This is a genomic window from Micromonospora sp. HNM0581 (assembly GCF_012726175.1).
In the GTDB taxonomy this organism is placed as follows: Bacteria; Actinomycetota; Actinomycetes; order Mycobacteriales; family Micromonosporaceae; genus Micromonospora.
The window spans coordinates 20,385-40,083 of record NZ_JAASAD010000014.1 but is presented as its reverse complement, the minus strand read 5'-3'; the positions used below and the strand labels follow the sequence as shown (position 1 = coordinate 40,083).

General features: G+C 69.1%; 17 protein-coding genes and 1 pseudogene. 6 read left to right on the top strand and 12 right to left on the bottom strand.

The window, feature by feature from the left end; genetic code table 11:
* Positions 1-65 precede the first annotated feature (65 nt).
* The gene (locus HCA58_RS17020) at positions 66-452 is read right to left on the bottom strand and encodes a globin (protein WP_240956370.1); all 387 of its coding nucleotides are present in this window, start codon (positions 450-452) and stop codon (positions 66-68) included.
* A 27-nt stretch (positions 453-479) separates the two neighbouring features.
* Here HCA58_RS17020 and HCA58_RS17015 point away from each other — a divergent pair, with 27 nt between their 5' ends.
* Entirely contained in the window at positions 480-710 is a 231-nt protein-coding gene (locus HCA58_RS17015; RefSeq protein WP_205808877.1) for a hypothetical protein, read from the top strand.
* Positions 711-864: 154 nt separating this feature from the next.
* Here the strand turns inward: HCA58_RS17015 and HCA58_RS23615 are convergent, their stop codons facing one another.
* Together HCA58_RS23615 and HCA58_RS17005 are read right to left on the bottom strand one after the other, a co-directional pair.
* Complete coding sequence (locus tag HCA58_RS23615; RefSeq protein WP_169598831.1) at positions 865-3,216, bottom strand: polysaccharide lyase family 7 protein; 2,352 nt, start codon at positions 3,214-3,216, stop codon at positions 865-867.
* Between the two features lie 432 nt (positions 3,217-3,648).
* A complete protein-coding gene (locus HCA58_RS17005) occupies positions 3,649-3,807 on the bottom strand; it encodes a hypothetical protein (RefSeq protein ID WP_169598830.1) in 159 nt (52 codons plus the stop codon).
* A gap of 183 nt (positions 3,808-3,990) precedes the next feature.
* Here HCA58_RS17005 and HCA58_RS17000 point away from each other — a divergent pair, with 183 nt between their 5' ends.
* The 4 genes and pseudogenes from HCA58_RS17000 (at position 3,991) to HCA58_RS16985 (ending at position 7,466) form a co-directional block, all read left to right on the top strand.
* Positions 3,991-6,207: a choice-of-anchor J domain-containing protein gene (locus HCA58_RS17000; protein WP_346776021.1), complete on the top strand. Its 2,217-nt coding sequence runs from the start codon at positions 3,991-3,993 to the stop codon at positions 6,205-6,207.
* 145 nt (positions 6,208-6,352) lie between these two features.
* Positions 6,353-6,715: pseudogene (locus HCA58_RS16995) on the top strand (nitroreductase/quinone reductase family protein); the annotation flags it as partial.
* A 30-nt stretch (positions 6,716-6,745) separates the two neighbouring features.
* Positions 6,746-7,180, top strand: coding sequence for a VOC family protein (locus HCA58_RS16990; protein ID WP_169598828.1), 435 nt, complete (start codon positions 6,746-6,748; stop codon positions 7,178-7,180).
* A 145-nt stretch (positions 7,181-7,325) separates the two neighbouring features.
* The gene (locus tag HCA58_RS16985) at positions 7,326-7,466 is read left to right on the top strand and encodes a DivIVA domain-containing protein (protein WP_169598827.1); all 141 of its coding nucleotides are present in this window, start codon (positions 7,326-7,328) and stop codon (positions 7,464-7,466) included.
* A 15-nt stretch (positions 7,467-7,481) separates the two neighbouring features.
* Here HCA58_RS16985 and HCA58_RS16980 read toward each other — a convergent pair whose 3' ends face one another.
* A complete protein-coding gene (locus HCA58_RS16980; RefSeq protein WP_169598826.1) occupies positions 7,482-8,714 on the bottom strand; it encodes a multidrug effflux MFS transporter in 1,233 nt (410 codons plus the stop codon).
* A gap of 108 nt (positions 8,715-8,822) precedes the next feature.
* Here HCA58_RS16980 and HCA58_RS16975 point away from each other — a divergent pair, with 108 nt between their 5' ends.
* Positions 8,823-9,266 carry a winged helix-turn-helix domain-containing protein gene (locus HCA58_RS16975; protein WP_169598825.1) on the top strand — a complete coding sequence of 148 codons (444 nt, stop codon included), beginning with the start codon at positions 8,823-8,825 and terminating at the stop codon, positions 9,264-9,266.
* A gap of 4 nt (positions 9,267-9,270) precedes the next feature.
* On the opposite strand, the gene HCA58_RS16970 is transcribed toward HCA58_RS16975, so the two are convergent.
* The 8 genes from HCA58_RS16970 to HCA58_RS16935 form a co-directional block, all read right to left on the bottom strand.
* A complete protein-coding gene (locus HCA58_RS16970) occupies positions 9,271-10,398 on the bottom strand; it encodes a hypothetical protein (RefSeq protein WP_169598824.1) in 1,128 nt (375 codons plus the stop codon).
* Positions 10,399-10,574: 176 nt separating this feature from the next.
* On the bottom strand, positions 10,575-10,859 hold the full coding sequence (locus HCA58_RS16965; protein WP_169598823.1) for an antibiotic biosynthesis monooxygenase family protein: 285 nt from the start codon (positions 10,857-10,859) through the stop codon (positions 10,575-10,577).
* Positions 10,860-10,932: 73 nt separating this feature from the next.
* Positions 10,933-11,691, bottom strand: a complete 759-nt coding sequence (locus tag HCA58_RS16960) for a MerR family transcriptional regulator (RefSeq protein ID WP_169598822.1) — start codon at positions 11,689-11,691, stop codon at positions 10,933-10,935.
* Between the two features lie 37 nt (positions 11,692-11,728).
* Positions 11,729-14,056, bottom strand: a complete 2,328-nt coding sequence (locus tag HCA58_RS16955) for an EAL domain-containing protein (RefSeq protein WP_169598821.1) — start codon at positions 14,054-14,056, stop codon at positions 11,729-11,731.
* A gap of 114 nt (positions 14,057-14,170) precedes the next feature.
* The gene (locus tag HCA58_RS16950; protein ID WP_169598820.1) at positions 14,171-15,661 is read right to left on the bottom strand and encodes a hypothetical protein; all 1,491 of its coding nucleotides are present in this window, start codon (positions 15,659-15,661) and stop codon (positions 14,171-14,173) included.
* Positions 15,662-15,716: 55 nt separating this feature from the next.
* Entirely contained in the window at positions 15,717-16,808 is a 1,092-nt protein-coding gene (locus HCA58_RS16945) for a hypothetical protein (RefSeq protein WP_169598905.1), read from the bottom strand.
* A 92-nt stretch (positions 16,809-16,900) separates the two neighbouring features.
* Positions 16,901-18,241 carry a class I SAM-dependent methyltransferase gene (locus HCA58_RS16940; protein ID WP_169598819.1) on the bottom strand — a complete coding sequence of 447 codons (1,341 nt, stop codon included), beginning with the start codon at positions 18,239-18,241 and terminating at the stop codon, positions 16,901-16,903.
* Positions 18,238-19,617: an FAD-binding oxidoreductase gene (locus HCA58_RS16935; protein ID WP_169598818.1), complete on the bottom strand. Its 1,380-nt coding sequence runs from the start codon at positions 19,615-19,617 to the stop codon at positions 18,238-18,240. Before HCA58_RS16935 ends, HCA58_RS16940 begins: the two co-directional genes overlap by 4 nt.
* Positions 19,618-19,699: the final 82 nt, after the last annotated feature.

Sequence of the window (19,699 nt, the reverse complement as noted above, 5' to 3'; positions counted from 1 at the left end):
ACTGGTGCGGCGGCGGACACCACCGCACCGTTGCGTCTCCGGCCGGTCTCCGTCGCGGTGTCGGGTCAGGGTCGTGGCGCACCAGCCGCGCGCTGCACCTCGAAGATCGTGTCCACGGGTAGGTCCAGCACCCACAGGACCGCCGCCAGGTAGTCGAGCACCCGCACGTGCTGCTCCTCGGTCAACCCCAGCCGCCGCCACAGCCCGACCGCCGACCGACGCCTGCCGCCAAGCCCTCGCATGGCCGAGGAGAGCTGGGCGGCGAGCTGACCGGCGAGCCGGGGTCTGTCAATCCCGAGGAGGTACGGCGCCAGCTCCGCGTCGGCGGCCACCAGCCGCATCCAGCGGTGCACCACTGTGCGGACACCGGTCGGACCCAGCCAGTCGGCGACATCGCGGGGACAGACCATGAACTCCGTCGTACGCATGACCACGAATACGGTCCACAGCATTCGAACAGTTCACTTCGCGCCGGATCCGTGTCGACGGAACGGTTCTCCGGTCCCCGTTCGATCGAGCTGACCTTCACCAGCCGGGTACCGGCTCCCGGTGCGTCGACCGGCCCCATCTGCCTACGCCACCACCGGCCGAACTGGTCCGCGATCGACGAGCGCGACGACCCGAGTTGGCAGCAGGCCACCGGCGGATGGACCAGCAACGGTCGGATCACCGTCGACGGCCTACGCGAATACGGCGACACGTACGCATAGGCCACGGTTTGCGCTGTCCGACTGCCGCGAGCGACTTTGTTGGAGACTCCCGCCCGCGGAACCCGTCGCCTTCCGACGGCGAGCGGTCCCGGGCAGAATGTTGCCCGGGACCGCTGACTGCCTGGCTGCCCGGGTCGGAAACCCCGGGCAGCTGTCACGAATGCGTGACGGCGAGTTTGTAGATGCTGGTCTGACCGTAGTTGTCGTTGCTACACGGCGACGAGTTCGAGCAGTTCGCCTGCGTGTAAGCACCAGCCTTGAAGTACGCGCCAGAGAACTTACTCGCGATCGTCGTCTGCAACTGCCCGTTGTAGTAGGCCTTCACCTGCCCACCAGCGACCACGAACTTCGCCTCGAAACGAGTACCCAACTTGTAGTCACTCGTCACCAACTTGTGCTTACTGTCATCACCATTCGTCACGTACAGATTACTGCCCTCCAACCGGAAGACAGTGATGTCGTCACCACCATCGTGAATCTGCGCACCCACCAGATGCGGCTTCACCTTCGGCAACACATCAAACGCAAGCTCCGCCACCAACGTGTGCGTACCCGACGTCGACGACCAACTCGCCTGCGCCGACCCGCCGTCCGCCATCTCCCGCAACTCAGAACGCGGGTAACCCGAACCACTCGTCGTCACACCATTGACCGGAGCCCGGAACTGCACCGACTCACAACCAGCAGCAGCCACAAACGAAGGCGAAACCTCGAAACCCTTCAGATCAGGCTGCTTGATCTCAGTCGGCTTGCTCCCCGACCCCGTCGGCAACGTCACCTTCCAATTCGTCAGATCAAGCACATCCGACGGACTCGCACAATCAGCACCGGGGTTACCGGTGCCGGTGCCACTGCCGGTGCCGGTACCACTTCCCGTGCCGGTGCCGCTACCCGTGCCGGTGCCGCTACCCGTACCACTGCCGGTGTCGCCGTCGGCTGCGTAGACCGCCGCCTCGCTGATGCTGTTCCAGTCGCTCTCGGAGTTACCGAAGCCCACGATCTGCACGTAGCGGGCGGCACGATCCGTGAAGTCGTAGACCTCGAAATCCGTCGTACTTCCGCTGCTTTCACGCTGGCTGATCACCGTCTGCCAGGTCTTCGCGTCAGCAGACGCCTGCACCTGGAACGTGCTCTTCCGCTGGTCACCCCGGTACCAGGCGATCCCGATCGAGCCGACCTTCGTGCTGGACCCCAGGTCGTACCGGATCCACGCGCCATCGCCCCTACCCGACCAGCGGGTCGAGAGATCGCCGTCCACCGTGTTGGCCGGCACATTGCCGTCGTGCGTGCTGGCGGTCACTGCCGCGTCCGTCACGTCCTCCTCGCCGTCGGGCAGGTGCGTGACGGCGAGTTTGTAGATGCTGGTCTGACCGTAGTTGTCGTTGCTACACGGCGACGAGTTCGAGCAGTTCGCCTGCGTGTAAGCACCAGCCTTGAAGTACGCGCCAGAGAACTTACTCGCGATCGTCGTCTGCAACTGCCCGTTGTAGTAGGCCTTCACCTGCCCACCAGCGACCACGAACTTCGCCTCGAAACGAGTACCCAACTTGTAGTCACTCGTCACCAACTTGTGCTTACTGTCATCACCATTCGTCACGTACAGATTACTGCCCTCCAACCGGAAGACAGTGATGTCGTCACCACCATCGTGAATCTGCGCACCCACCAGATGCGGCTTCACCTTCGGCAACACATCAAACGCAAGCTCCGCCACCAACGTGTGCGTACCCGACGTCGAGGACCAACTCGCCTGCGCCGACCCGCCGTCCGCCATCTCCCGCAACTCAGAACGCGGGTAACCCGAACCACTCGTCGTCACACCATTGACCGGAGCCCGGAACTGCACCGACTCACAACCAGCAGCAGCCACAAACGAAGGCGAAACCTCGAAACCCTTCAGATCAGGCTGCTTGATCTCAGTCGGCTTGCTCCCCGACCCCGTCGGCAACGTCACCTTCCAATTCGTCAGATCAAGCACATCCGACGGACCCGCACAATCAGCACCGGGGTCAGCGACGTTCTCGCCACCGCTGTCGGCCGGCTGGATCGCCGCCTCGCTGATGCTGTTCCAGTCGCTCAGGGTGTTGCCGAATCCCACGATCTGCACGTAGCGGGCGGCACGGTCTGCGAAATCGTAGACCTCGAAATCCGTCGTACGCCCACTGCTCTCCCGCTGACCAACAACGGTCTGCCACGACTTCGCATCTGCGGACGCCTGCACCAGGAACGTGCTCTTCCGCTTGTCACCGTGATGCCAGGCGATCCCGATCGAACTGATCTTCGTGCTGGATCCGAGGTCGTACCGGATCCACGCACCATCGCCCTTACCCGACCAGCGGGTGGCGAGATCGCCGTCCACGGTGTTGGCCGGCACGTTACCGTCGTCAGTGCTGGCAGTCACGGCGGATACTGGAACGCCGGTCATCGCCTGCGCGGGCAGTACGACTGCCGCAGCGCCAACAACCACCAGCGCCGCTGGAATGCCCAGCAGAACTTTTCGTCGCATCGGCTTCCCTAGGGGATGTCATTCCTATAAACGGACAGGCTGGCACTAGTGCCAGCGGAAGGCTAAAACATGCCACCTCCGCCCGCAACGGAGGCCGCAGCCTGTACGGGATGAAACCGACTAACGCCGACTTAAATTCATCTTTGGAGAAGATTAGACATCACCAGTAGGTGAGGTCATCGTCACGGGAAAAGGGTTACCTGCTATGTCGAAGGTCACATCAACGACCTGTCGCGGCTGAATACTGTGCGAGATCGTCGCCTTACCCGCGTGCCTTGCCTCGTCTCGCAGCCATCCGAGGGCGGCACGGGCAAGTCCAGGGCTCAACAGATCGTGGGCAGGTGGAGCAGGTCGTCGGGCGTACCTCGTGGACGAGGGTGCGGGAGGCGGTGCGGCTCGCCCGGTGGTCCCGCCATCGGCAGGCGACATCGATCAACGGTCCATGGTGCGCGCCGGGCTGGACCAGTCGACGCCCCACAGCCGATCGGCAACGAGGACGTTCCGCGTCGTCACGTCGGTGTGTAGAAGCGTCTCGCCGTCGACCAGGTCGGCAGCGGTCAGCCCGCGCCGACGGTCAGCGAAGCGCTGCACCTGGACGGGCGGGCCCCTGAAGACCAGGTAACCAACTCTCCATCGAACCCGGGGCTCGACAGTAGAGGGTTGCCTGATCGGTAGCGACGTGCACAGGATACGAGGACGCTCGATCAGCGTGCGTAGATCCACCGGTGCCTGGGCCATCCCGGGCCGGTGGTCTTCCACCTATGAGGAGGTTTCGTGGCACGACGCCGCTTCGCGGGGATAGCAGCCAGCGCCATCGTCCTACCGTTACTCGTCATCGCCCAGCCGACCGCCGCCTCGACCACCACACAGGCCGCGACCGTGAAGCCGGTGCCGGCACCAGCTACCGGGCTGGCCGGTGATGTTCGTGAGCTGACCCGTAAGGACTTCACCTTCAACGGGCAGCGCCTGGAGGCACCCACCCGGTACCAGCCGCGTACCCAGGCCCGGTCGAGGGCGGCGGCAGCCGACACACCGCCGGTCGGCACGGTGCGGCAGTGGCTGGCCCTGGACGACTACCAGGGCGTCATCTACCTGAAGGACTACACGCTGCGCGGTGTCGGCGACAACATCGAGGTGTGGGTCGCAAACGACACGGAGTTCCCCGAAGGTGACTGCCGCCGGCAGATCCCGAACTCCACAGTGATCACCGACGAGCAGGTCGCGGGTCTGGTCGACGAGTTCGACAGCAACATGTACCCGACGTCGACGGCTGCGTTCAGCACCCCGCCGGAACGCGACGGCAGCAACGCGCAGATCGCCGGGGACTTCACCGGCGCCGGCAACCGGACGGTCACGCTCGTCGACAACGTACGCGACGACAACTTCTACGACTTCCCGGCCGCCCCCAGCTACATCGCCGGCTTCTTCTTCTCGCTCTTCAACGAGTTGCTCGACCGCAACATCATGACTGTCGACGCGTACGACTGGGCGCACCGCACCGGTGCGAACCCGCCGAACGAGCCGACCAACGACCTGTGCACCAGCCGACCGGCCCGCCCGCAGCTGTACGAGGGCACATTCATCCACGAGTGGCAGCACCTGGCGCACTACTACACCGACCCGTTCGAGACGACCTGGTTGAACGAGGGTCTATCCGACTTCGTGCAGACGCTCGCCGGCTACGTCGACACCACGGCCCGGATCGACGAGCCGGGCACGGACAGCCACATCCACTGTTTCCAGGGCTTCGGCATAGTCGGGACGGACTACAACACGAACCCACGGGACTGCGGTGGCCCGGAAAACTCGATAAACCTGTGGAACGAGGGCAGTACCTCAAGCGGGGTGCTGGCAGATTACGGCAACGTCTATGCGTTCACCCTGTTCCTGTACGACCGCTACGGCCTGGACTTCATTTCACGGTTGCACCGCGACGGTGAGCTTCAGGGTTTCGCCAGCCTTGAAGCGGCGCTGAAGGCTGAGGGCGTCAAGGACATGTACGAGGTGATCCACGACTACCAGACGATGAACCTGGTGGACCGGGTCGTCGGCAACTCCAGGCTCGGTGTGATGCTCGGGGTGAACAAGCGCCGGGTCACCACGGCCAGCCTCGACGCCACGGTGAACCTGGCCAACCCAGCCTCGTACGCGACTGCCGGCGCGGCACCCAACGGCGCCGACTACGTCACCTTGCAGAAGGCCAACGGTAAGCCGCTGGGCCTGGGCGATCTGCGTTCGATCAAGTTCCAGGGCGCGAAGACGTTGCCGCCGGTCCCGCTGGCCTGGCAGGTCGTCAGCGACGACCCGGATCGCAGCGGCAACCCGGTGCTGTGGTCCGGCAACGGCAACAGCCTGGACGTCGCCGCGGTCACCCCGGTGACCGTGCCGGCCGCCGACCCGACGCTTACCTTCCTGGCGAAGTACGGTGCCGAGGCCGGCTACGACTACGGCTACGTCGGCGTCTCCACCGACGGCGGCGAGAGCTACACCGTCATCGCCGGTGAGGAGACGGTCGCCGGTCCGCTCGGCCCGGCGCTGAACGGCACCACCGACGGCTTCCAGCCGCACTCGTTCGACCTGTCCGCGTACGCCGGTCAGGAGGTGCTGGTCAGCTTCCGGTACGTCAGCGACGGCGGTGTCAACGAGGGCGGTCTGCTGATCGACGACATCGCGGTCGGCGGCACGCTGGTCAGCGACGGTTCGGGCCTGGAGCAGTTCGACTCGCCGTCGGAGATCAAGCCGACGCCGGTGGCGAACTGGAACGTCCGCTTCGTCGGCATCAACGAGAAGCTGAAGCTGGCCTACCAGGTGGAGGCCGACGGCAAGTCCAACTTCACCCTCGGCCTGATCCAGACGGCGCTGCTGTCCGCCTTCCCGAAGGTGGTCGCCATCGTCGCCTATGACGAGCCGACCGAGCAGGTCACCCAGTACGCCCCGTACACCCTGACGGTCAACGACGTGGCGCAGCCCGGCGGCGCACCGCTGAGCTGACCCTGAGCAGGTTTCTCCCGGTGCCGCGCCACGCGGCACCGGGAGTTCTCTGTTTCGCCGGGCGAAGCTGCCGGATGCGGCGACGCGGCCCGGCGTCGGTCCCTAGCCTGGCCAGCAGAGGCATCGTCGGGGGCAAACAGCCCGGGGGGACACCATGACCAACGCGATCGGTGACGCACTTGATGGCGTACGCGAAGTCGAGATGACGGTGACCGGCCGCAGGACCGGGCGGCAGATCACCCATCCGGTCTGGTTCGTGCAGGAGGACGACAACGTGTTCCTGGTGCCGGTGACCGGCTCGGACAGTCAGTGGTACAAAAACGTCAAGCAGACCCCGATGGTCCAGTTGGCCGTCGACGGCACCGCGTTGAGTTCCAGCGCCACCCCGATCACCGAGGCCGACCGGGTCGACCACGTCGTGACGATGTTCCGCGACAAGTACGGTGCTGACCAGTTCGCCTCGCTCTACCCGAAACACGACGTCGCCGTCCAGGTCTCCCTCGGATAGCCCGTCGCAGATCCGGGTTAGGTTACGCTGATGGAACAGCGACTCAGCCTGATCACGCTCGGCGTCGCCGACCTGGCCCAGTCCCGCGACTTCTACCGGCAGCTCGGCTGGCATGGCCAGGAGGTCGAGCAGACCGTGTTCTTCCAGGCCGGCGGGCTCGCCGTGGTGCTGTGGGCGCGGCAGTCGTTGGCCGAGGACGCCGGTGTCGAGGACCGGGGCGCGGGTGGGTTCGCCGGGGTCGCGCTGGCCCACAACGTACGCGAGCCCGCCGAGGTGGATCAGCTGATGGCCGCCGCCACCCGGGCCGGGGCCAAGGTCACCCAACCGGCCCGCGACACCTCCTACGGCGGGTACGCCGGCTACTTCACCGACCCGGACGGTCACCTCTGGGAGATCGCCTGGAACCCCGGCTTCCCGATCGCCGCGGACGGCACGATCACCATCCCCGACTTCGACGCACCCTGACCCGACCGGGCTTCACGGGTCTCGTCATCACCGCACGCAGATCGCCACCCGACGGTCCGGGGACCACCTGCGCCGGTGCCCGCCGTCAGGGCAACCGACGGGGTGCCCGGCGTGGCATGCTCTGCACGCCACTCAGCTGATCGAGGTGTCGTCATGGAGCTGCGCAGGAATCGGGACGCTGGAGGTCGCGCTGCGCGGCTACGACATGGGGCAGGTCGACGCCTACCTGGAGCGGCTCTGCGCCGCGCTCGCCAACGAGCCAGCACAGCCGCAACAGCCCGAATAGCCGGCGCAGTCGCAGCTAACGCACGCGGGCGGGGCGGGCGAGGGTCAGCAGCATCAGCAGCGCGGCGGCTGCGGCGGCGCTGAGCACCACGGCCATCGGGAGCGCGCTGCCCTCCCCGCCGAGCCCGACAAGTGGTGCGGCGCTGGCGGCGACCACCGCCTGGATGCCGCCGAGCAACGCTGCGGCGGTGCCGGCGCGGGCGGCGTGCCGGTCCAGGGCGAGGGCGGTCCCGTTGGGCATCACCAGGCCGAGCGAGCCGAGGAAGACGAAGAGTGCGGCGACGACCAGGGGCAGGTTGTTCAGCAGTGCCCCGGCGAGTACCCCGAGGGCGGCGAGCAGGCCGAGGCCGAGGCCACTGGCCAGCAGCAGTCGGGGCTCGTAGCGGTCGAGCAGGCGGGCGTTGAGCTGGCCGACGGCGACGAAGGCGAGCGCATTGGCGCCGAAGAGGAGGCTGAACGTGCCGGCGGAGAGGCCGAAGACGTCCTGGAGCACGAACGAGGAGCCGGAGAGGTAGGCGAAGAGGCCGGCGAAGGCGAGGCCCTGGGTCAGCGCGTACCCGAGGTAGATGCGGTCGGCGATCAGCGTGCGCCCGGCGGCGGCGGTCGCGGCCAGGCCGCCGGGGCTGCGCCGCGCGGCGGGTAGGGTTTCCGGTAGCCGCAGCGCGACGGCGGTGGCGAGCAGGGCACCGACCAGGGCGAGGGCGACGAAGATGGTGCGCCAGTCGCCGACGTTGAGCACCAGGCTGCCGAGGGCGGGGGCAACCATCGGCGCGATACCGAAGATCAGGACGAGTCGGGAGAAGTACTTCGCGGCGGCCCGGCCGGCATACAGGTCACGCACGACGGCGCGGGCGACGACCGTGCCCATGCCGCCGGCGAAACCCTGCGCGAAGCGGGCTACCGCGAGCGTCTCCGACGACGGTGCGAGGGCGCAGACCAGCGACAACAGGGTGTACGCGGCGACCCCGACCAGCACCGGGCGGCGTCGCCCCCAGCGGTCGCTGAGTGGGCCGGTAACGAGTTGTCCCAGGGCCATGCCGATCAGGCAGGTGGTGAGGGAGAGCTGGATCTGCGCCTGGCTGGCGGCCAGGTCGCGGGTCATCCCGGGGAAAGCCGGCAGGTAGGTGTCGAGCGACAGGGGGCCGATCGCGGTGAGGGAGCCGAGCAGCATCAGCAGTGCGAGAGCGGCACGGCCGGTGGGTGGGGTGATCCCCTCCGGCGGGCGTACGGGCACGGCGGTGTGAGGCATCGGTGGTCCTCCCGGCGGTCGGCGCCACCACGGCGTCGCCGGTTGCCGGGGGCGTGCGGCTACGATAGCTCTGCCTACAGAGGTGTTGCAGGGTGAAGGGGCGGCACTGTGACCGACGAGACGCTCGACCAGCTCGGCGCCGCCCTCAGTGACCTGCACCGGGTGCTCCGCCGTCGGGCCGTCCAGCGGACCGGGCGGGCCGCCCTGCCGGACGCGCAGGTCGAGGTGCTGCGGCTGGTGCAACGCCAGCCCGGGATCAGTGTCCGGGAGGCCGCCGAGCGGCTGGGCACCGCCGCGAACACGGTCAGCACCCTGGTCGGCGAACTGACCACCGCCGGTCTGCTGCGCCGGGACCGGGATCCGGCCGACCGGCGTACCGTCCGGTTGACGTTGACCGAGATGGCGTACGACCGCGTCGCCGCCTACGAGCAGTACCGCCGCGAACTTCTCGCCGCCGCCCTGGCCGACCTCGACGCGACCGACCGGGAGCGACTACGCGCCGCCGCGCCAGCCCTGTCCCGCCTGGCCGACCGCACCGCCGAACTGCCGTGAGGGGTCAGGTCCAGACGGTGCGGCGTACCCCGCCGTGCAGGCCGCAGGCCCGAGGGCTGCCGCCGGCCAGGCTGACCTTGCCGTTCTCACACTGCACCAGGTAACCGCGCCCCTCCCAGAAACCGGGTACGCAGTCGAAGTGGTCGCAGACCTCGCGGGCGGGTTCGCGTACCCGTTGCCCACCGCAGAAGTCGTACCCCATCGGGTTGTCGGGGGCACCGCAGCGCTGCTCTGGCTTCGGGCTGACCTTCGCGGACCCGGAGGTGCGGGTTGTCGGCGCGGAGCCGGTGGCGCGCGGTGCAGGCGTCGTACCGGTCGGGACAGGCATTCCGGTGGCGGCCACCGCGGTTTCGGTGCTCGTCGGGTCGGACGGACCGGAGTTGGCCAGAGCCACCGGCACCATCACGGCGAGCGCGGCGGCGACCACGGCGGTCCGCCGACCGCCGGGCACGAGTGCCGACAGCCGGGCCTGCCCGGGAGTGGCGATGCCCGGACGGGACGGACGCAGCCTTGCGTGTTCGCCGATCAACTCGTCGAGTTCGTCGATGACTGTCTGGCGCTGCTCGATAGCGTCGGCGAAGGCCAGCGTGAGCACGAACCGGAATTCGACCGCCACGTCTGGGCGCAGCAGCACGCCCGACGTCCGCCGCCGGTCCAGCACCTGGATCAGGGTGACCGAGGCGTGCGGGTCGTGCGACAGACCGGTCATCCTGCCGTACGCCCAGTCGCGCCGGCCCCGCCCGCCGAGCAGCACCAGACGCCGGTTTGTGATCACTGCCATTCCGGCGTCGGTGACTCGTACCCCGTCGGGCAGGTGCCGGCGCAGCCGACCGGTCTGCGTCCCCACGGTCAGGTCAGGGGCGGGCAGCACAGCGTTGTGCCGCATCTCGACGAGTTGGGCTGCGGGTGCCACCCGCAGGACGACCTCGTCGGGTACCAGCTCCAGCGGGAGGCCGTCACCGGCCGTGGCAGAGCCCTGGCAATGCTCGGCGAGTGTACGCAGACGGCGCAGCTCGTCGTCGCGTCGCCGCCAGGTCCCCTCGGCGCTGCGGAACAACCGCAGCCGGCGCTCGTTCTGCCGGCGCGCCCACCGGTACCGCCACGTCGAACCCGTCGAATCAGTCCTCGCCACGCCGAACTCCTTCGCCGCGCAGGCCGTCAACCGCAGGCCACCGGAAGGGGTGTCATGGTGTTAACGGCCACGGGAGCCAGCAGGGACACGGCCTAGATCGGGCAAATTGTTCTTTCGGCGGAGCAAGATTGGCGAAAGGGTGGTAGCTGTACGCCGGGTTGTGGTGCAGAGCTACCTCACGGAGACTCGACCGCGCTGATGAGGAACTTGTGAACCTCGGCCTCCACGATCGCCACCTGCTGCTCCGGTTCCGGGCCGGAGCCGCGGAAGTCGAGCATCTGCTCCTCGGACTCCCACCGCTCGTAGACGTTGATCCGCCCCGGCTCAAGCAGGTCCGGACTGATGGCGAAGCCGAGGCAACCGGGTGCCGCACGCGCCTGGCGGACGATCTCGGCGCAGGTGGCAAGGTAGGTGTCCCGTCCGGCCGGGTCGACCTGTAGCGTGCCGGCGACGATCAACAAGGCAACCTCCGAAGATCGGGAGAGCGGACGCCAGTCATACTCTCCCGATCCGTCACCGTACGCACGTCACCGATCAGGCACGATTTCTCGCGTTGGCGTGGATCGCCTCCGCCACGAACCGGGTCAGACCGGCAGCCAGCGTCTCGTAATGTGCGGTGAACCGCTCATCGGCCAGATACATGTCGGCCAGACCGGTGTGCATTTCGTACGAGCACTCGTAGAACCACCGGCCGATCTGCTGCCGGTGCTCCTCAGCCAACTCCATCGCCTCCGGCCCGTCGGCCGGCGCACCCGAACCCAGCAACGCGACGATCCGCCGTCCCCAGTCCTCGGTCTCCGCCCTGAACCGTTGCCAGTCCTGCTTGCTGTAGCTCGACGTCCGCCGGTTCGACTCCCGGTACGCCTCGGTTCCACCCCAACGCTGCTCCGCCTCCTCGGCGTACGCGTCCGGGTCGAAGTCACCGAAGACCTCGAACCGCTCCTGCGGGGTCAGTCGGATGTTCATCTTGCTCGCCTCCATCGCAAACTCGATCGCCGCGACCATCTCCTGCAGGCGCTTGATCCGCACCGTCAACAGCTCGTGCTGACGACGCAGGTGCGCTCCCGAGTCGCTCGCCGGGTCGTCGAGGATCACGGCGATCTCTTCCAACGGGAACCCCAACTCGCGGTAGTACCGGATCAGCTGCAAGCGCTCCAGGTCCGCCTCGGAGTAACGGCGGTATCCCGAGCCGCTACGCCCGCTCGGCGTCAGCAACCCGATCTCGTCGTAGTGGTGCAGCGCCCGAATCGTCACCCCGGCGAGCTTCGCCACCTGACCAACCGTGTGGGCCATGGTTCCCCCTCTCCGACAACCACGGTCCCGCCTGCCGTTACGTGAGGGTCAAGCCTGATTCTGCGACGCCGGGCACGTCCGGCGGGCGGGTGTCCGCCAGGACGGTACGCAACTCGGCCAGGCTGGCCGGGCGACCGTAGCGGTAGCCCTGTCCCTGCAGACAGCCGATCGCCGCCACCGCCTCATGCTGCCGTTCGGTCTCCACTCCCTCCGCCACCACGCCGAGGTCGAACGCGCCGGCCAGCCGGGTCACCATCTCCACGGTCGCGTACGCCCGAGTGTCCTCGGGGATCCGGCCCACGAACGAGCGGTCGATCTTCAACTCCGTGGCTGGGATCCGGTGCAGGTAGCTCAACGAGGAGTAGCCGGTGCCGAAGTCGTCGATGGCGATCCGGAAGCCAAGTTCCCGCAGCTGCCTGAGCCGGTCCAGCACCACGTCGCTGCCCTCGATCAGCGCCGACTCGGTCAGCTCCAGGGTCAGCGCCCGGGGCGCCAGCCCGGCGGCCGCGATGGCCTCGGTGACGGTGGCGATCAGGTCGGGTCGGCGCAGGTGCGACGCGGCGATGTTCACCGCCACCGTCACCGCCGGCACCCGATCCTGCCAGGTGGCCGCAGCCCGACACGCCTCGTGGATGACCCACCTGTCGATCGACACGATCAGCCCGGTCTCCTCGGCCAACGGCAGGAACCTGGCCGGGCTGAGCATGCCCAGCGCCGGGTGACGCCACCGCACCAACGCCTCCGCGCTACGTACCGTGCCGGTCGCCAAGTCCACGATTGGTTGGAACTCCAGGTGCAGCTGCTGCTCGTCGACAGCCCGTCGCAGGTCGGCGATCAGCTCGGCCCGGCTCACCGCCGACTCCCGCAGGCCCTGCGTGCATCGCCGGTACGCGGACTTCCCGGCCGCTTTGGCCGCGTACATGGCGATGTCCGCGTCGCGCAGCAGATCGGTGTGCGAGATGTGTTGCGGCCCGTACTCGGCGATGCCGATGCTGGCCGACGGGTGCACCCCGACCAGTTCCTCGCCGGGGGACGGTTGCAGAGCCGCCAGCAATCGTTCGGCGAGCCGCTCCGGTGCCAGCGGTCGCCCGCCGGTCACCAGCACGGCGAACTCGTCACCACCGATCCGGGCGATCATGCCGTCGTCCCCCACCGCCCGGCGCATCCGTCGGGACAGACCGGACAGCAGGGTGTCGCCGGTGGTGTGCCCGAACCGATCGTTGACCTGCTTGAAGCCGTCCAGGTCGAGCAGCAGCACGGCCACCCGGTCGGTGCCACGCAACGCGATCCGCAGCTTTCGGGTGAACGCCAGCCGGTTCGGTAGCCCGGTGAGCTGGTCGGCGTAGGCGAGCTTACGTAGCCGCACGACCAGACGCAGGTTCTCGTTGGCCGCCAGGCCCTGCCGCAGCGCCAACACGGCCAACAACGCCATCATCGACAGAAAGATCGGCATCGGGGTGTGGCCGTCGACGTCGCGGGCCAACATGGTCGCCACGATCGCCCCGCCCACGGGCAGATAGGGCAGCACCACCCGCCACCAGGGCGGCAACGGCTTCTCGGTGGCGTCCTCGGTGACACCGTGGTCCCGAGGCGCGGGCATTCGGGTTGCCACCACGATCAGCAGATAGCTCAACGGCCAGAGGACGTCGATCGGGGTGCCGGTCTGATATGTGCCTGCGGCCACCTGCGCCACGTAGATAGCGTCGGCCACCGCCCGTACCGTCAGGCTCGCGCCGAGCAGCGCCATCGGCAGCCACACCGGCCGTTTCGGGACCATCACCGCGACCAGGATGGTCAGCTGCATCAGGTCGAACGTCGGGTACAGCAGACCGGCGGTGCGCAGCGGCTCGTCCAGATCGGCCAAGCTGACGTTACGGAAGATCAACAGCCAGCCGATCGGGACCAGCGCCAACCCGACGATCACCCCGTCGAGCAGGGTCCGGGCCCGACCCACCGTGGTACGCGGCGCGGTGACCGACAAGAACAGCGCAGCAGTACCCGTCACCAGGCTCGCCGCGAAGATCAATCCGGTGGGCAGGGTATGCGGCAGGCTGTTCCCGAGCAGCCGCTCGATTGTCCACAGTGCCCGCCCGGCCAGCGCCAACGCCATGGTGACGGCGAGCAGCAGCCAGAACCGCCGCACACGTGCCGGATGGCGACGAGCCGCCGCAGCGCAGGCCACTGCAGCCCAACCCGCCACCGCGAGCGCACCCAGATCGCTCACCAACGCACCGGCGGGCAACCCCACCAGCAGCCAGAGCGCCTCGACGGCCACGACGACACCGGCACCGACCAGCCCCACACGGTCGACCCGGTCCGTTCCGGGTGAGCGCGCGGCAGCCCGCTCGATGTCCTTGCGCGACACAGCGATCGCTCCGGCTCTCTCTCGTGCGTACACCGTCGACGGTGAGGTCCGGCCCCGGCAAACCACGAAAGCCTAGCCACGCCCGCCGCACCCCGCCAGGTGCGCAGGTCGCTCCTACACCCATTCCTCGTCGGGCTCTGCCGTACCGATCGCGGGTGGACCACCATGGGTCCACGGCGTCTCGTCCACCGTGGGAAAGCCAGCGCCCGGCACGTACGCGTCGCTGAGCGTGGTGTAGCAGAGCCGCTCGCCCACCTCCGGCACGCTCCCCGGGTTGGCCGTCAGGCCACGACCCATGCCGCCGGACAGTTCCAGCACCACCTCGGTCTTCCCGTCGGCGGCCCGCGTGAGGTACACGACCCGCGCCTTCTGCCCGGGACGCGACGGACTGGACAGGGTCGCACCGACCTGCACCAGCACCGGGTCGGTGGTCATCAGCTGGACACGCGGGCGCAGCACCGGCCGTCGGCCACTGTCGTCGACCCGGGTCGGGTCGGCCAGCAGCACCTCACCGACGAAAGCCTCCCCGGTCAGCCGGTACTCCGCCATCACCAGCGGATCGTCGTAGGCGCGCTGCACCGCGTAGGTCGCCGCAGCCCGCTCCAGGCGGTGTAGCCGGGCCGCGGCAGCCACCGCACCGTCACGGCGAGGCTGAGGCGCACCGTCCTCGTCGAGGTGGTCGGCGTGGGCCGTGAAGGCGTCCCGGTCGCCGTCCCACCGCCCGGCGACCCGGGAACCCGGCGGCATGGCACGCAACATCCCCACGCCGCGCCACATCAGCTCCCACGTCGGCGTCAGCTGACCCCGCAGCAGCCGCTCCAGCTCGGCGTACGCCTCGACGCGCGTCGCCTCGTCGTCAGCTTCGGCGTACGCCTCGAAAGCCGGCGCCAGCAGCCGGTTGTCGAACCCGGGATCGGTGGCCGGGCCAGCCGGTGGGCAGATCGACGGGTCCTCGGCCCGGACGGCCGCCTCAGCACCGGACAACCCGGACGGCGGCGCGATCCAGCCGAGCAGCGCCGGAAGATGCAGGTCCTCCACGGCGCTCTGCCCCGTCGCCCAGTGCAGCGTCAACGCCTGCGTCATCGCCACCAACGCCGACGAACCGGGATGCTCGGCCCGTTCGGCGAGAAAGGTCAGCCACCGACCCAACAGTGGCACCTGTGGCGGCACCGGATGGTCACCGTCGACCCGACGGAACCGGGTGGACCGGCCGAGCAGCCGCAGGAACGTCACCGCTGCCGGATTCGGCACCAGCAGCTGCGGAGCGTCGAGGTAGCGGTACCGCACGTCGCGGCCCCGATCCACGGCGACCGCCTCGTTCGCCGTGCGGTGCCCATCCACGTAGGGCAGCACGATCGCGGCCAGCTCGGCGGCGAACCCGAACCGTTGGTCCCGGTTACGCGGCTGCGGCACGATCAGCAGGCGGCCCTCACCGGGAGCCGAGCCGACCATCGCGGCCAGTGGGGCGTTCGCCTCCCCCGCCATCGCCAGCGGCACCAGCACCAGCGGTCGCCGTGACAGGTGCAGGTGCCGGACCGTGGCCACCGGTTGAGCCACACCCGTGGCCACCGCCTGCGCCGCCGCCAACGCCCGCAACGTACTCATGCCGGCACCCCGCTGCGGCGGGGGCCCCCGGCACGGTGCCTGATCCGCCCGCTGCTCATGCGGTGGCGAGGGCGTCGGCGCGCAGGCGGGCGGCGGTCCGCAGCAACGCGGCGGCCTCGGCCCGGTCCGGGTCGGTGGCGGGCTCCCCGGCGGCGAACGCCAGCACCTCGGCGACCTCGGCGATCCCGCCGAGAGCCTCACGGACCGGCCGGCCGAGCGCCCCGGTCTGTCCGCGCGTCTCCTGCCGACAGAAGTAGGCCAGCTCACAACTGGCCAGACAATCGGGGGCATATCGGGCGGGAACCTGGGCCAGTGATCCGGCCAGGGCCGCCGGATCGGCCGCGGGATCGGCAGTGAAGCCGTCTGGGACACCGGCCAGCAACGTGTCGAGCCGGTCCATCCGGTCCAGCTGCCGGCGTACCACGAGCAGTTGCCGGCGGACGTCGAGCAGATGTGCGACCGGGGCGTTGCTGAAGTCCCGCGGGCAGACCAGCACCACCTCGTGCGACACCAGGTGCGGGTCGTGTCCCCCGGCGGCCATCAGGTCCCGCAGAGCGAGCACGTAGACGGCGGACTGCACCGCAGCAGCGGCCAGCTTCGCCGGGTCTGCCTGGCCGTCGATCACCGGAAACGACTTGACCTCGACCACATGGAACCGGCCGCCCAGCCGGGCGGCGACCAGGTCAGGTTCCAGGTGTACCCGCTGCCCAGCGACGACCAGACCGAGCATCGGATGGTCGAACAGGGCCGCCGGTTCGTCGGCGGGCGACAGTACCTCGGTGAGCAGGGTCGCCGAACGTCGAGCCCGGGCCGCCGGGTCGTCGTCACCGCCGAGGTTCGTCCAGCGGGCCGCCGCCGGCACCGGTACGCCCAGCCGCTCGGCGACCAGCCGCAGCAGCTCGGCCCCGCCGTCGGCCTTCACCTGCGCCTCGAAGACGTTGCCCCGGGTGATGGCGAAGCGGGACTGCCCGAACCGGGCGGGGAAACCGACCCGCTCCGCGAGTGCCGGCTTGTCAACCCCGGCACCGTCGAGGACCGCCCGGCGGGTGCAGCCCGGGTTGCCGGTCAACGCCGCGATCGTGCGCGCGTTGTGCCGTTTCGGGGGCACGCCACCCCGAATCACGGCCAGACGCTGCTCGGTGTCCATCACGACAGGCCACGATAGCCGTGCCCGCGTATTCCGGCCCGTTTCACACCCGGGCGGCACGCCGCCGGCCGGTCAGCCCTACGGCGGCCCCGTCAGGGCAGCCAGTCCGGGCGCAGCGGGTAGCCGTTCACCGCGTCCGGGCCGTTGCGCGTCGCCACCACCTGATGCAACTGGATGCCGTTGCGCTCGAACGCCAGCCGCGACCCGGCCATGTAGAGCCCCCACACCCGGGCCCTACCCGCACCGACCTCGCCGACGCAGAAGTCCCAGTGCTCCACCAGATTGCGGCACCAGGCAGCGAGGGTCAGCGCGTAGTGCTGCCGCAGATTCTCCTCGTGCTGCACCTCCAAACCGGCATCGTGGATCTCACCTATCACCCGCCCCGGGCCGGCCAGCTCACCGTCGGGGAAGACGTAGCGGTCGATGAACGCCCCGGAGCGGTGCGGCGCCCGGTTGTCCGCCCGGGTGATGCAGTGGTTGAGCAGCCGGGCACCCGGACGTAACCGGTTCCGCAGGCACCCGAAGTAGGCAGGATAGTTGCGGACTCCGATGTGCTCGGTCAACCCGATCGAGGAGACCGCGTCGAACTGTTCACGGGGCGCGTCGCGGTAGTCCAGGTGTCGCACCTGCGCCAACCCGGTCAACCCCTCCCGTTCGATCGCCGCCTGCGCCCACTGTGCCTGTGCCCGCGACAGCGTCACCCCGAGCGCCTTGACGCCGTACTCCCGGGCCGCGTGCCGGACCATGCCGCCCCAGCCGCAGCCGACGTCCAGCAGCCGCATCCCCGGCCGCAGCGCGAGCTTGCCGGCGACCAGGTCGTACTTGTTCGCCTGAGCCTGCTCCAAGGTGTCGTCGGGGCTGCGGTACACCGCGCAGGTGTACGTCATCGACGGGCCGAGCACCCGCTCGTAGAAGGCGTTCGACACGTCGTAGTGGTGTGAGACGGCGATGTTGTCGCGGGTACGCGAATGCCGCAAGCCACCCATGACCCGTTTCCAGCGAGGCCGGGCCTCCTGCGGCGGAGCCGGCGGCGGCAGCAGCCGCTCCCAGCCCAGCTCACGAGCCAGCGCCAGCCCGTCGGCCAGCGCCGGAGGCCGCATCCGCAGCCCACTGAGCAACCGCAGTGCCTCGTACGGGTCGCCCGGATGCACACCCTCCAAGGTCAGGTCACCGCTGACGTAGGCCCGGGCCATGCCCAGATCCCCCGGCGCGGTGAGCAGATACGACAGCCCGCGCGCGGAGCGGATCGACAGGGTGATTCCGGCGTCGGCCGGGCCGACGGAGCTGCCGTCGTACGCGGTGACGCGTACCGGCAGGGGGCCGGAGGTCACTGCCCGGACGATGTCCGCCACGGTCGACCAGGGCCGTCGACCCCCGGTGGGTGGTGTGGCGGAAGCGCCTGCGGCTCCTCTACTTCGGTCGGTGAGACTCATGCTCGCGCTACCGCCTTCTCGTACAGTCCGGTCAGCCGATGCTCCGGGTCGTACCGGTCCCGCACGGCGCGCCACGTCCCGCCGCCGTAGAGCCGGTCGAACGAATCCCGGTCGTAGTACGCGTCGGAGTAGAGCGACTTGTGCCCGCCCGCCTCCGACACCGCGCGCTCGATCACCCGGTTGACGTCACCGTCGGCGGCACCGTCGGCGATCGGAACGCTCCCCCAGAAACCTATGTTGACGTAGTCCTGCCCCGGCCGGAGCGGATACAGCGGCCAGGAGCGGGCCGATCCCTGGCCCGCCGGCTCGCGTAGGCGCAGGGGACACAGCCACACCGGCGTCATCCCGACCCGGGTGGCGAACCAGTGCAGGAACTCGGCGGCACCCGCCAGCGGGATCTCCACGTCCTGCACGACCCGTTCCCGGGCCGGCTGGCCGCGCCACCTGTCGACCCGTGCGGCAACCCGGTGCCGGTGCTCCAGGCGCACGATACGGTGATAGACGTCGCTGCGCCGCCACCGCGCCGGCCACAACCGCCGCACCACCGGATGCTGCGCACCGAACGCCGCCGAGCACCAGAACCAGTCGGTGTCCCATCGCCACAGATAGTCGTGGGCGGTGAGTGCGTCGTGCGGACGCTGGCGTAGCGAACGGTAGTAGATCCTCTGGCCGGTGTAGTCGGATGCCACTGGCACGTCGTCGGCGAAGCCACCCAGGACGAGGTACGCCTCACCTGGACTGAACATCACCCCGTCCATCGCGTCGACGCGCTCACCAGCCCAGCGGCGGGTCGCGGAGATCTCGCTGATCGCCTCGGTCAACGCCGTCAGGTCGGTGAAGCGCAGGTTGCGTAGGGCGACGTACCGGCGGACCGGTTGCAGCTCGATCCGCAGCCGGGTGGCGTACCCGAGGCTGCCGAGTGAGTTGGGGAACGCCGCGTACAACTCCGCGTGTGGGCCGTCGGGGCGGGCGGTGACCACCTCACCGGCGCCGGTGAGCACGTCCAGTTCGGTCACCGACTCGTGTGGCAGGCCGTTCCGGAACGAGGTCGACTCGATGCCCAGCCCGGTCACCGCCCCGCCCAGGGTGATGGTGCGTAGCTGCGGCACCACCAGCGGCATCAGTCCGTGGGGCAGGGTCGCGGCGACCAGCCGTTCGTAGGTACACATGCCCTGCACGTCGGCGGTGCGGGCGACCGGGTCGACACCGATCACGCCGCCCAGACCGCTGACGTCCAGTCCGGAGGCGGCGGCGCTGCGCGGGCGGAACAGGTTGGAGGTGCGTTTGGCCAACCGCACCGGCTGGCCGCGCGGCACCGCCGCGTACGACCGTCGCAGTTGCGCCACCGCCAGATCATGATCACGCAGGGCGTGCATGGGATCACTCTACGCGCGCACACCTGGCTTACGGGACCTCCAGCACAGGTGTTTCGCATTCGAAGCTGGTTGCCGCCGGGGG

What these genes read in the sequence shown, in the direction of transcription:
- HCA58_RS16945 (WP_169598905.1), bottom strand. Translation starts at nt 16,808, where the DNA reads ATGGACACCGAGCAGCGTCTGGCCGTGATTCGGGGTGGCGTGCCCCCG.
- HCA58_RS16935 (WP_169598818.1), bottom strand. Translation starts at nt 19,617, where the DNA reads ATGCACGCCCTGCGTGATCATGATCTGGCGGTGGCGCAACTGCGACGG.
- HCA58_RS16960 (WP_169598822.1), bottom strand. Translation starts at nt 11,691, where the DNA reads ATGGCCCACACGGTTGGTCAGGTGGCGAAGCTCGCCGGGGTGACGATT.
- HCA58_RS17020 (WP_240956370.1), bottom strand. Translation starts at nt 452, where the DNA reads ATGCTGTGGACCGTATTCGTGGTCATGCGTACGACGGAGTTCATGGTC.
- HCA58_RS16980 (WP_169598826.1), bottom strand. Translation starts at nt 8,714, where the DNA reads ATGCCTCACACCGCCGTGCCCGTACGCCCGCCGGAGGGGATCACCCCA.
- HCA58_RS16950 (WP_169598820.1), bottom strand. Translation starts at nt 15,661, where the DNA reads ATGAGTACGTTGCGGGCGTTGGCGGCGGCGCAGGCGGTGGCCACGGGT.
- HCA58_RS16940 (WP_169598819.1), bottom strand. Translation starts at nt 18,241, where the DNA reads ATGAGTCTCACCGACCGAAGTAGAGGAGCCGCAGGCGCTTCCGCCACA.
- HCA58_RS16990 (WP_169598828.1), top strand. Translation starts at nt 6,746, where the DNA reads ATGGAACAGCGACTCAGCCTGATCACGCTCGGCGTCGCCGACCTGGCC.
- HCA58_RS23615 (WP_169598831.1), bottom strand. Translation starts at nt 3,216, where the DNA reads ATGCGACGAAAAGTTCTGCTGGGCATTCCAGCGGCGCTGGTGGTTGTT.